At 39.2% G+C, this 12,687-nt stretch carries 10 protein-coding genes and 1 pseudogene; 4 read left to right on the top strand and 7 right to left on the bottom strand.

Going from position 1 to position 12,687, the window contains the following annotated elements:
• Positions 1–38: 38 nt before the first annotated feature.
• The 3 genes from L656_RS0106180 to L656_RS0106170 all read right to left on the bottom strand — a co-directional run bounded on the left by L656_RS0106180 (position 39) and on the right by L656_RS0106170 (position 2,686).
• Positions 39–1,331, bottom strand: a complete 1,293-nt coding sequence (locus tag L656_RS0106180; RefSeq protein ID WP_002962255.1) for a TolC family protein — start codon at positions 1,329–1,331, stop codon at positions 39–41.
• A 73-nt stretch (positions 1,332–1,404) separates the two neighbouring features.
• Positions 1,405–1,701, bottom strand: coding sequence for a hypothetical protein (locus L656_RS0106175; protein WP_232007049.1), 297 nt, complete (start codon positions 1,699–1,701; stop codon positions 1,405–1,407).
• Between the two features lie 85 nt (positions 1,702–1,786).
• Positions 1,787–2,686 carry a cation transporter gene (locus tag L656_RS0106170; RefSeq protein WP_002962256.1) on the bottom strand — a complete coding sequence of 300 codons (900 nt, stop codon included), beginning with the start codon at positions 2,684–2,686 and terminating at the stop codon, positions 1,787–1,789.
• Between the two features lie 165 nt (positions 2,687–2,851).
• Between L656_RS0106170 and L656_RS0106165 the strand changes: the two genes are divergently transcribed.
• The 4 genes and pseudogenes from L656_RS0106165 to L656_RS01000000121980 all read left to right on the top strand — a co-directional run bounded on the left by L656_RS0106165 (position 2,852) and on the right by L656_RS01000000121980 (position 9,033).
• Positions 2,852–3,202 (top strand): hypothetical protein, encoded by a 351-nt coding sequence (locus L656_RS0106165; protein ID WP_010557528.1) that lies wholly within the window; start codon positions 2,852–2,854, stop codon positions 3,200–3,202.
• A gap of 81 nt (positions 3,203–3,283) precedes the next feature.
• On the top strand, positions 3,284–4,501 hold the full coding sequence (locus tag L656_RS0106160; protein WP_010388430.1) for a TolC family protein: 1,218 nt from the start codon (positions 3,284–3,286) through the stop codon (positions 4,499–4,501).
• 64 nt (positions 4,502–4,565) lie between these two features.
• Positions 4,566–5,822, top strand: a complete 1,257-nt coding sequence (locus tag L656_RS0106155) for an efflux RND transporter periplasmic adaptor subunit (RefSeq protein ID WP_010388432.1) — start codon at positions 4,566–4,568, stop codon at positions 5,820–5,822.
• An 11-nt stretch (positions 5,823–5,833) separates the two neighbouring features.
• Positions 5,834–9,033, top strand: a pseudogene (locus L656_RS01000000121980) (efflux RND transporter permease subunit).
• Positions 9,034–9,494: 461 nt separating this feature from the next.
• Here the strand turns inward: L656_RS01000000121980 and nth are convergent.
• Genes nth through rsxD form a run of 4 tightly spaced genes read right to left on the bottom strand, consistent with a single transcriptional unit; the run spans position 9,495 to position 12,601 of the window.
• Positions 9,495–10,160 (bottom strand): endonuclease III, encoded by a 666-nt coding sequence (gene nth / locus L656_RS0106145; RefSeq protein WP_024598537.1) that lies wholly within the window; start codon positions 10,158–10,160, stop codon positions 9,495–9,497.
• A 49-nt stretch (positions 10,161–10,209) separates the two neighbouring features.
• Complete coding sequence (locus L656_RS0106140; protein ID WP_024598536.1) at positions 10,210–10,908, bottom strand: electron transport complex subunit E; 699 nt, start codon at positions 10,906–10,908, stop codon at positions 10,210–10,212.
• Entirely contained in the window at positions 10,905–11,546 is a 642-nt protein-coding gene (gene rsxG / locus L656_RS0106135; RefSeq protein ID WP_024598535.1) for an electron transport complex subunit RsxG, read from the bottom strand. The genes L656_RS0106140 and rsxG overlap by 4 nt, the downstream gene beginning before the upstream one ends.
• Positions 11,543–12,601, bottom strand: a complete 1,059-nt coding sequence (rsxD, locus tag L656_RS0106130; RefSeq protein WP_024598534.1) for an electron transport complex subunit RsxD — start codon at positions 12,599–12,601, stop codon at positions 11,543–11,545. Before rsxD ends, rsxG begins: the two co-directional genes overlap by 4 nt.
• Between the last annotated feature and the right edge of the window lie 86 nt (positions 12,602–12,687).

Below are 12,687 nucleotides of genomic sequence, written 5' to 3'. Positions count from 1 at the left end.
AATCAATAAATTGTTATTAAACTTAAAGTGATGTTTATTTAGAGTGACAGCGCTTCGTTTGTTAGTTTTTCTATCTCTGCGCCATAAATTAGGGCAGCAGATGCCGCGTCAATAAGGGTTCGCCGAGCATTTAACAGCTCTTGTCTAGCCGATACATAATCAAGATATCCATATCGACCTTTTTGATAGGCGTCTTGAGTATCTTCCAGTGCATCTTCAAGCATTGGGATAACCGACTGCTTTAATGAATTAGCTGTTAATATGGCTTGTTTTCTATTGGAGTATGCTCGTAGTAAGTGATTTCTAAATCTTAACTTAGTCGCCTCTTTCTCTATGGCAACTTGGTCACGCTCTGCTAGCGCACTAGCGATTGCGCCAGAATTTCGCTTTTCAGCAAACAAAGGTAAGCTAAAGCCAGCGACCAGTGCCGTATCATTGGCTTCTTGAGAGCGCCTAACACCAACAGACCATTTGATATTGGCCGTTGACTCTGTTTTAGCCAACTGTAACTCGGCCTCTTTTAGTCGCTGCTCACTTGCATAAACTTGAATAGCAGGGTTTTTCTCTAATTTCGCAAAGAGACTACTAAAATCACTATCATTGCCAAACTGAAACAGATCTCCAGTTACTCTAGAGAATGACACTGATGTTTCTCCCCAGTAAGCTGATAAAGAAAGCTTTAGATATTCCAAGCGCTTTTGTTCAGATTGAAGGGTGAGGTTAGCCTGAGCAATAACTGCTTTTGAGCGTTTCACTTCAGCCTCAGGAGTAGCACCTGCGCGGTTACGCTGAGATACAATCTCTAAGGTTTCTTGTGCTAAGCTCAAAGCATTTTCTGCCAATATAACTCTTTGTTGGGCTGCAAGTACTTCCACGTACTTCTCAGTGACTTGAGCCATTAAATTAAGCGCAGAGACTTCTTTTTCAGCAGTGAGTAGTGTTCTTGATTTTGAAACAATTCCAATCCGCGCTGAGCGTTTATCTCCCATTTCGATAACCGAAGATAGAGCGACTGTTAATTCAGCACTGTCGAATGTATTAAATTCACCTGAGCCTGCAAAGTTCTCAGCTTCAAGCTCTAGTTCATAAGCAGGATTTAAACTTGCGATTTGTTCTCGTCCAATTAATGCCGTTTGCTTGAAATCAAATATTTTAAGTTCTGGATTTTGTTTAAGCGTCCACTGAATTGCCTCTTGAAGGTTTAACTGCTTCTCAAAGGCATAAACATTAAATGTAAAAAGTGACAAAGCGAGAAACGCGATATATTTAAGCCGAGGTGTTACACACCTTAAAATTGCTATCTTGCGATGCACACAGGTATTAAGTGCCATGTATACTTTCCTATAAATTTATATGTGATATTTAGGTCATTAACATTTGACCTTTCTTAATTTTCTATAAAATTTAGGCGTATTTAGGTGGGCGGAATGGCACCGAGATATAGCCTTTTAGCTCAGGGGAAACTAAGGCGTAGGTAGGGAAATATTCTATTGCTTGTAAAATATTACAAGAAGAATCTGTATTTAAAAATAACTGACAGCAGCAACAAAAATTACAATTATCAATTAAAGTTTGGCTATTACCCTCCTCAAATAAATTAGAGCTTTCAGGAGCTTTTAGCGGGGTAATAGACTCAGTTAGTGATATATTAAAAGAACTTTCAATTAAGTTTCCTTCAATCTCTTCTTGCGAAAAAAACACAGACTGCACCGCGATTAAAATCATTATCACGTATGATATATATGGTTTAAAATATGACGGGTGCATTCTTTTAACTACTTTCTACTTAAGACTTTAGCTGTAAGATGCGGCGAGCACCGTTTAAAACGACAACAGCAATAATCAAACCAATCACTAAATCTGGATAACGGCTGCTAGTTACTGTAACTAATAAGCCAGCTAAGATTACACCTACGTTTGCGATTACGTCATTTGCGGAAAAAATCCAACTCGCTTTCATATGAGCGCCGTCTTCTTTGTTGCCAAATATTAAAAACAGACAAGCAATGTTAGCGATTAGTGCTATTCCACCAAATATCATCATTAAAGAAGAGATAGGTTCACTACCGTAAATAAAGCGTCTTACGACTTCACTCAAAGCACCTAGCGCTAGAATAATTTGAAGTACACCAGATATATGTGCCGCTCTAAGTTTCATGCTTATGCTTTTACCGACAGCATATATAGCTAAACCATAAACAGCAGCATCAGCAAACATATCTAATGAGTCGGCAATAAGGCCAGCAGATTGCGCAATAATCCCAGCAATTACTTCTATAAAAAACATGACTCCATTAATGGCTAACAACCATTTTAGCGTTGATGCTTCTTTCATCTCATTTTTTTGGGCTAGATCTTTTGCTTTTGCAGCTTCGGTGCTGCAACTTTCTTTAGTTGATGCCAACTCTGCACCGAGATTGAGTTGTTGTAATTTTTTTGTTATCTCATCTAAATTTTCATCATGAAAAACCTTGACTAAACGGCTAGGAATATCAAATTGCAACCCAACTGAAGGCTCAATTGAGTCAAGTGCTAACCTAATCAATCTCTCTTCTGAAGGACAGTCCATTTGAGGTACTTTAAATGTACTGACAAACGCGCCACTATAGTTATCTAATTGTGTATCAATTTTTACATCTTCATTGGTAGAAGATGATTGACACTGACCACTACATTTTTCTGACATATTTAACACTCCGTAATAATATTAAAATAAGTATAAAATCTATAGTGGCTATAGAGTCAAATAAAAAATTATTTAATGTAAAAGCGTGGAAACTGAATTGAAAAGCTAGTTTAAGAAAATAGTTTCTGCTAGTATTTTAAATACTATATTTAACTGGTGATAACTTTGAACCTTAATGTTGTACTAAAAATGCTCTTGGTTATTTCGATTGTTTTACAATCGTTAACTGCTGTAGCATCCTCAACATCTGAGAATCACCAAATAGATATAGAGCACCTTCAAACTCAACATGATCATGCAGATGATCGAAATGTCTCAAATGATAATGTAGGTGATGAGCAGCATAATGAAAAAGATTGTCATCACTGCGGTCATTGCAGTGGCAGCCACTTATCTTGGATTTTAGTCAGTAATTCAAATACCACGGGCAAACTAAACATTATCAATAAAACGCCTTATCAAATTGATCAAACAAATACTTACCTTGAAGCGATACTTCGCCCACCCATTTCTTAATTAGATTGATTTTTAATGACCTATTTGTCCATGAGAAGGATAAAGGGTTCGTGTTTATAAATTAAAAAATTAAGAAGTTTTATGTATATATTTTTAAAAAATACAGGTTTAACCCTGTCTTTATGCATGGCTGTGAGTTTTTCAGTTGCCACTTATGGCAAACAGAAAAGTATTTCATGGCTAGATAGTCAAATAAATAAAGATCCCGAAGTTGTTGCGGCTAAAGAGTTACTTAATGCAAGTAATCATAGAGCCAAAAGCTTAACTCAAGCCGTATATAACCCAGAGCTTGAAGCAAGCTATGAAAAAGAAGGTGATTTTGATAATTACTCTATTGGTATCAGTCAAACGATAGATTTTTGGGATAAGCAATCAACAAATAAAACCATTGGTGAAATTGATGTTTATGCAAACCAGCAACAATTGTTATCTCTACTCGATTCTAAAAAGGCTAATGCCTTAACTGCATTAGTTAATTGGCAAGCAGCAAAAAAAGCTGCTCAGTTACTTTCAGAAAGAGAAGAGCAATTGCAAACGCTCGTTGGAATTGTTGAAGACAAACGAAAAGCTGGACTTCTAGAGCCACTTGACGCTGAGCTAGTCTATTTAAACTTGTCGCAAATTTTTAGTGAAATATCTGAGTCTCAAATTGCTTTGAAAAATGCAGAGGTAAAGGTTCAGGAGTTATTGCCTGATTGGACGCCTAATACTACCAATTTGTTTTCATTTACTTTTGGAGCAACAAGCTACTCATTTAACTCCCAGTGGGTTGAGGAACATCCAAAAGTTAAACTTGCTAGAGCGAAATGGAAGGGACAACAATCTAAAGCTCAACTAACCACTATGGAATCTAAAGCTAATCCAACCATTGGCGTTAGCGCAGGGAAAAGTGGAGATGAAGACTTGGTTGGTGTGACTTTTTCAATGCCTTTAAACATCAGAAATAACTATACAGATAATGTTAAAGCCGCTTATTCAGAAGCCATTGCAGCCGAGGCGAATTTTCAGTCGGTATATCGAAAGCAGTCTTTTGAAGCAAAAGCTAATTATGAATCGCTTAATGTCAGTAGAAAATATTATGAGCAATGGCAAAAACTGACAAAAGGCAGATTAGATAGCAGCGAAAACTTATTAAATAAGCGCTGGCAAGCTGGTGATATTAATACTTCTGACTACTTACTTGCATTAAATCAACGTGCGGAAGGGCTTCATGCAGGAATACGTTTGGAAAATCAATTCAAGCTTGCAGAAATATCCTTCATTTTAAGTATGGGTCAGTTATCCAAATTTGAGATTTGAGCGCTTTGTTTTTTCAGTAGCGAAAAACGAAATCTTAAATTTATTAAAAATATAGGTTACAAAAATGAATACAGTAATTAGTAAAAAATTTTTAGCCGTAGTAATTAGCAGCCTGTTAGTTGGGTTTACTACAAATCATGATGCTTTTGCACAGTCGTCAGATGGAACTGGTTCTGTCACAAACGTTTCGAAACAAGAAGAAAAAGAACATCAAGATGAGCATGAACACGAAAAGGGACATGAAGAAGATAAAGGTGACCATGACGAGCACGGCCATGAAGGTGGTAATAAAGAGGGAGAAGAAGAACATGAAGAAGGTATCACTATTGATCCAAAGAAGATGTCGCTTGCTAAAATTAAAGTGGAAAGTGTTAAGCCTGAATATCAATTTAGCTCCGTATATGCACCTGGCGAAATAAAAGCTAATGGCTATAAAAGTTATGTGGTATCACCACGTACAGAGTCAGTCATTATCAGTCGCCATGCAGCGCTTGGCGAGTATGTAGAAATAGGTCAGAAGTTAGTTACATTATTTAGTGAAGCAATGGCACAAGCACAAGCTGACTATTTAATCGCTTCAACCGAATGGCAACGTGTAAAAAAGCTGGGTAATAAGACGGTGAGTGAAAGTCGATTATTACAAGCTGAAACAACATACAATGCGAGCTATGGCAAGCTCATTGCTTTAGGGTTAACTGAAAAAGCAATAAATGGTATTTCTAACAAAGACATTAAAGCATTTGGGCAATATGCATTAACGGCGCACCGTGAAGGTGTCGTGCTTCAAGACGACTTTATCCAAGGGCAACGTGTTGATGCTGGGGATTCAGTCATGTTGTTAGCTGATGAAAAACAACTATGGGTTGAAGCAAAAGTTTCTCCAAATAAAAAGCTAAATTTATCAATTGATTCTCCTGCGGTACTTAAATTAGAAGGCCAGAGTTACAATGCCAAAGTTATCCAAGAAGCCCATACAATTGATCCCGTAACTCGTACAAGAATTATTAGATTGGGGGTACAGAATGCTGATGATAACCTTCATTCAGGTATGTTTGTAAAAGTTTACTTTCAGTTTGCCACAAAGCAGAAAGTGATGGCTGTGCCAGAAGAAGCATTGATCCGCAGCGCAGATGGTGATTGGACCGTATTTGTCGAAGACCACCCTGGAGAATTTAAAGCTGTAGAAGTAGAACTAGGCCGAGCCTTAGGTGATTTTAGGGAAATCATTGGCCTTGATAGTGGGACGCGAATTGTAACCAAAGGCGCATTTTTTGTTGCTTCTGAAATCGCTAAAGGCGGATTTGATCCGCATAACCACTAAGGAGCAAGACTATGTTTAATAAAATAATAGATTGGTCTGTTAATAATAGACTCCTGATTTTGATTGCGCTGTTTGCCACAATTGTCGGCGCAATTATGGTTATACCAAAACTAAATTTAGATGCCTTTCCTGATGTTACTAATGTTCAAGTTGCTGTAAATACTGAAGCGCCAGGACTAGCTGCTGAAGAAGTTGAACAACTCATTACGTACCCCATTGAAGCGGTCATGTATGCCTTACCTGATGTAGAACAAGTGCGCTCAATTTCTAAAACAGGCTTGTCTGGCGTCACGGTTGTTTTCAAAGAAGGCACCGACATTTACTTTGCAAGACAACTTGTATTTGAGCGTCTTCAAGCCGCAAAAGAACGATACCAGAAGGTGTCGGCACACCCGAAATGGGGCCAAACACCTCAGGGCTAGGCCAAGTATTTCAGTACCTTCTTATTTCAGATAAAGATGCAGGCTATGATGCTATGGCACTCAGGAGTCTCAATGATTGGGTAGTAAAATTACTCGTTATGCCTGTCGATGGTGTTACTGATGTACTCTCCTTTGGAGGTATTGTTAGGCAGTACCAAGTAAATGTAGATCCATCTAAGCTTCTTTCTTATAACCTAACGCAAGAAGACGTTGTTGGTGCCCTAGATAACAACAATGCCAATGTTGGCGGATGGTATATGAACCGTGGGCAAGAGCAGCTTGTTATTAGAGGTGCAGGTTGGTTTGAAAGTGGTGACGCTGGTATTAGTAATATCAAACAAGTTCCCGTCAAAACAGTTGATGGGACAGTTGTGACGGTTTCGGATATTGCTAAAGTTGAAATGGGCAGTGAAATTCGTCAAGGTGCTGTCACAATGACGCGCAAAACCGAAGACGGTAAAGTCGAAAATTTAGGTGAAGTTGTCTCTGGCATTGTCTTAAAACGCATGGGGTCTAATACTAAAGCCACCATTGATGGTATCAATGCAAGAATCCCATTAATTAATCAAGCATTGCCTAAAGGTGTTCGCTTTGAACCATTTTATGATCAGGCTGATTTGATTGAAAAAGCCGTTGATACAGTAGTTGATGCACTATTACTAGCATTTATTTTCATCTGTATTGTATTAGCACTATTTTTAATGAATATACGTGCAACCTTCCTTGTCCTAATATCTATTCCAATTTCAATTGGTATCGCGTTAATGATCATGGCTTGGTGGGGCATTTCTGCAAACCTTATGTCATTGGGTGGCATTGCCGTAGCCATTGGTATGCTAGTTGATGGTTCAGTCGTGATGGTTGAAAACATGTTTAAGCATTTAAATAGACCAGACTCTACCCATTTAAAAACTGTAAAAGAAAGAGTGCCTAGTGCTGATACTGATCCACATGATGTAGAACAAGATGAGCATGGTATTAAGTTACGTCTTCAAAATGCGGGTAAAGAAGTGGCTCGTCCCGTATTTTTTGCAGCTTCTATTATTTTAGTCGTATTTACGCCTTTATTTAGCTTTGAAGGTGTTGAGGCAAAGTTATTTCAACCTATGGCAATAAGCATCATTTTAGCTGTTATATCTGCTATTGTGGTTGCGTTGTTTGTTGTACCCGCTTTAGCTACTTATTTATTTAAGTCAGGTGTAAAAGAGAGGGAAAGCTTTGTTCTTAGGCCATTAGACAAACTCTACAGAAAAGGGCTTACATTCGCACTAAAACGCACCAAATTAGTCATTTCAGCCGCACTTATATTAGTTTTCTCTGCCTTTGCATTAGTTCCATTAATTGGTACTGAATTTGTACCTGAGTTAGAAGAAGGGACGATAAACTTAAGAGCAACGCTTGCACCTTCTTCCAGTTTAGATACCGCGCTCACTGTGGCACCAATTCTAGAAGAAAAACTAATGGCTTTCCCTGAAGTAACCTATGCATTAAGCCGAATTGGTCGAGCAGAAATAGGTGGAGACCCAGAGCCTGTGAATAACATCGAAATTTACATAGGGTTGAAGCCTGTTTCTGAGTGGACCAGTGCATCTAATCGATATGAACTTCAAGGAAAAATGGAGAGATCTTTAGAAGAATTCCCTGGGTTGCTACTCAACTTTTCTCAACCTATTGCGACTCGTGTCGATGAGCTACTATCTGGTGTTAAGGCTCAGTTGGCGATAAAGTTGTTTGGGCCTGAACTTGAGGTACTGGCGGCTAAAGGTCAAGAAATAGAAACAGCAATTAAAAACATTGAAGGTGCAAGGGATGTTGCATTGGAGCAAATTGCTGGTGAAGCGCAATTGGTGATAAGTCCTAACAGGCAAGAACTATCGCGCTTTGGATTGTCTGTGAGTGACATAATGGAGGTTGTGCGTGATGGTATTGGTGGTGTTGAAGCCGGACAAATAATCAATGGTAATGAACGTTATGATATTTACGTTCGCATAGAGGAAGAGTACCGAAGTAACAAAGAAGCTATTGCTGATATTCGGCTTCAATCACCTACTGGTGCTTGGGTGCGACTGGGTGACGTAGCCTCAGTCTCATTTGAGTCAGGCCCACCACAAGTTAGACGCGATGATGTACAACGAAGAGTCGTTATCCAAGCAAATGTACAAAATCGAGATATGGGAAGCGTGGTTGCCGATATCAGAACGGTAATTGCTGAAAAGGTTGACTTACCTTCAGGTTATTCTGTTTCGATTGGCGGCCAGTTCGAAAGTCAAAAACGTGCTCAAAATAGGTTAGCTATAGTTGTACCTTTATCGTTAGCACTAATCGCACTACTACTTTACTTTGCCTTTGGTTCTGTTGGTCAAGCTATGCTGATATTGGTCAACGTGCCGCTTGCTGTAATTGGCGGAGTTTTCTCCTTATATTTATCTGGACAATACTTGTCTGTACCAAGCTCCGTTGGCTTTATTACCTTATTTGGTGTAGCGGTATTGAATGGGGTCGTTATGGTAGAAAGTATCAACCAACGTATTAAAGACGGTCTAGAAGCATCTAAAGCCGTTTTTGAAGGCGCTACTTCAAGATTAAGACCTGTACTTATGACTGCTATAACATCAGCTTTAGGTTTGATACCGATGTTAATGTCTAATGGTGTTGGTGCAGAAATACAGCGCCCCTTAGCGAGTGTTATTGTTGGCGGCTTGGTAACTGCAACACTGTTAACATTATTTGTTTTACCTGTTTTATATCGCTGGTTTTCAGAGAAAAAAATAAAAGAGCTATCCAGATAAAATGACTGTGAACTCTAACCCCACGCTAAAGTCACGTTTAGCGTGGGGTTATTGAGTAGATGAACGAAAAGAAAGATTAGATTTAACAATAAACTAATAGTCATGACTGCTTTGTCGGAATATTTGTCGTTAAACAGGCAAAAGCTAACTTCCGCTTTCGTATCTTTGCAGTCTTAATCTTTATGTGTCTCAAGGTCGGCTTATGGCACAAACCGGAAATAGCTTCCAATTAACTCCGTATTTAAATTTTAGGTTTTAGCTGGGCTCTAATTAATAAATCATAATCTATTTGCAACACCTCGCTTAAATTCAAACTATTCTGAAGTTAACGCAAATTTTCAATTTAATTGGTGCTGGCCGAATAAAGGCTCATATGAGAATCAAATCGCCAGCTTCTTAAATAGAAACTAAAGATGTGACCGTTAAAAGGTTTATGCTAATTAAAAAATAACTACTCTTAACTATGACTCAGTTTTCTCTTTATAGTCACACAAATCCTCAATTATACAACTTCCACATTTTGGTTTTCTCGCTGTACACGTATAGCGCCCATGTAAAATAAACCAATGATGGAGGTTAAACATAAATTCTTTCTTATTTGGCGTATTTTTAATTATAGCCTGTTCAGTCTGCTCAACAGTCTTACCCTTAGCGTAACCAGTACGGTTTGCAAGACGTTGGATGTGAGTATCTACTGCTAAAAAGTATCTACCTTCATTATCTTTTAGCCAGCCAAAGGCAGTGTTGAGTACAACATTAGCGGTTTTACGGCCAACGCCTGGTAGGGCTTCTAATGCTTCACGATTTTCTGGCACGATGCTGTCATGTTCATCCACCAAAATTTGGCACATTTTGTACACGTTGGCAGCTTTAGAATTAAATAAGCCAATGGTTTTTATATAATCACGCAGTGTGTCGTGGCCTATATCTAAAATGGCTTNTTGTGGTGTATTAGCCACAGGAAACAACTTTCGAGTGGCTTTATTAACGCCTACATCGGTTGCTTGTGCTGAAAGAGTTACTGCTACGAGTAACTCAAATGGGCTTGAATATTCAAGCTCTGTAACTGGATGTGGATTATCGTCGCGCAGGCGCGACAGTATTTGGTGACGTTTTTCTTTATTCATGCAACTTAAAACGTATTAGTGCTAATTGTTGCTCTAATACGTTTTCCCCTTAAGTTAAGCTAGTAACACGTGCTCGAGGTCCTTTTTCAGCCTCTGGCGGTGCAACTTGTTTTGATTTTATTTGTGCGTCAATTACGTTTTTTGCAGCAATAAGTAACCCAAGCCCTAAAAAGGCACCCGGTGGTAAAATTGCCAGTAAAAATTGGTTATCAAAGTTAAATACTTCTATGCGCAAGCTCTGTGCCCATGGGCCAAGTAATAAGTCGGCACCATCAAATAAAGTACCTTGACCAATTAGTTCGCGCATTGCGCCTAAAACAACAAGCACAATCATAAAGCCTAAGCCCATCATTAAGCCGTCAAATGCTGATAAATGAACAGGATTTTTAGAGGCGTATGCTTCGGCGCGGCCAATAATGGCGCAGTTAGTTACAATCAACGGGATAAAAATCCCCAATGATTGATACAAACCAAAGGTGTAAGCGTTCATAAGTAATTGAACTATAGTTACAAAGCCCGCGATGATCATGACAAATACAGGTATACGAATATCTTTTGGCACCCAGTTACGCACAATTGATACGGTAACATTGGAGCCTATTAGTACGAGTAAAGTTGCTAAGCCTAAACCTAAAGCATTTGTTACAGTTGAGGTAACGGCAAGCAGTGGGCATAAACCTAAAAGCTGCACAAGGGCAGGGTTATTTACCCATACTCCTTCTTTGTATAATGTTTTTAACTCACTCATTTAGCTACCTCCATACATTCGGCATTAGGTGCTGCAAAAATATCATCAAAATTAGTTTGTGCGAACAATACGGCATTTTTAACAGAGCCCACTACAGCACGGGGCGTTATGGTCGCGCCTGTAAATTGATCAAACTGGCCGCCATCTTTTTTTACAGCCCAGCGAGCGTCTTCTTCGCCTTCAACCGTTAAGCTTTTAAATGTTGTAATCCAAAGTGATTTTTTAACTTCGACTTTGTCACCTAAACCAGGGGTTTCTTCGTGTTTAGTCGTACGAACGCCAGCAATAGTGCCATCGCTCAATACCGCTGTTAATAAGTTAATATCGCCACTGTAGCCGTTTGGCGTAACATGCCTAATAACAACAGCGACTGGTTTCTTGTTTTTACGAGCACGGTAAATTACTTGATTTGCGTGTGGGCCTAGTTTTTCGTCAGTAATAATTACGCAATCTTGTGATAATTGATTGTCGTACGATTTTGGGTCGAGCACTTCTTGTAGCTGCGCAGTAAGTTGTAGTTGTTCTTGCTCTGCAATTTTATCGGCAGTAAGTGCATTGATAGAGGCAACTAAGCCCGTCGTTGCTAACGCAAACGCAGTTAAAATAGCACCATTTTTAGCCATTGACGAAATGATCATTTTACTGCTCCATGGCCATAAGTACGTGGCTGTGTGTAGTAGTCTATTAGCGGCACTGCAATATTAATCAATAATACGCTAAATGCGATGGCATCAGGAAAACCACCAAAGGTACGAATTAAATAAATTAGTAAGCCAATTAGCGCGCCATAAATTAAGCGCCCTTTGTTAGTTGTTGCTGCAGATACCGGATCGGTTGCTATAAAAAAGGCCCCCATCATTGTGGCACCACTTAATAAGTGAAATAGGGTACCCGGCTCTGTACCAGGTGATGCAATATAACCAATCGCACTACATAGTGCTAAACTTGCAATAAAACTTACAGGAATATGCCAGTTAATTATTTTTGCTTTTAATAAATATAAACCACCCGCTAAAAATCCTAAGTTAACCCACACCCAACCAAGGCCAGCCCATTCGTTAAATAGTGGCTTTTGCATACTTTCGGTAACGGTTAAACCGTGTGCTATGTCTGTTTTAATGGTATCCAGCGGTGTTGCCATTGTTAGGCCATCAACCCCTGCACGCACTTGATCTAGGCTAAACCCAGAGGCCGTAAAATCGGTAAATATTAGCCTTAGCTGATCAGCAAAGCCTATTGGTGTATTTATTAAATCAGTTACTGGCAACCATGCGGTCATTTGTACCGGAAACGAAACTAAAAGCAGTACATAAGCCGCCATTGCTGGATTGAATAAGTTAAACCCAAGGCCGCCATAAAGTTGCTTAACGATAACGATAGAAAATAAACAGCCAATAATAATTATCCACCAAGGTGCAAGTGGTGGAATACTCAGTGCCAATAACACGGCAGTAAGCCACGCACTGCCATCACTTAATGCAGGCCAAACAGGGCGCTTTCGTATTAGCATTATTGCAGCTTCAAATACGCTTACAGCAACAAGCGCTAGTACCAGTTGAATAAGCACACCTGTACCAAAAAAGAAAACTTGAGCAATTAGCCCAGGAATACACGCAGCAATAACGCTAAGCATTAATCGCGTTAACGATTTATGGCTGTGATTATGCGGCGAACTGGCCATGGTTAATTTCATGACTGATTATTTCCTTCTTTTTGTAACTTTTTAGCTTTTGCTCTCGCAATTGCAGCAGCCACGGCGGCTTTTTTCTTATCGTCGGC

Source organism: Pseudoalteromonas sp. TAE56 (assembly GCF_000497955.1).
In the GTDB taxonomy this organism is placed as follows: domain Bacteria; phylum Pseudomonadota; class Gammaproteobacteria; order Enterobacterales; family Alteromonadaceae; genus Pseudoalteromonas.
The sequence above is the reverse complement of the archived record's forward strand: the minus strand, read 5'-3'. Positions and strand labels throughout refer to the sequence as shown.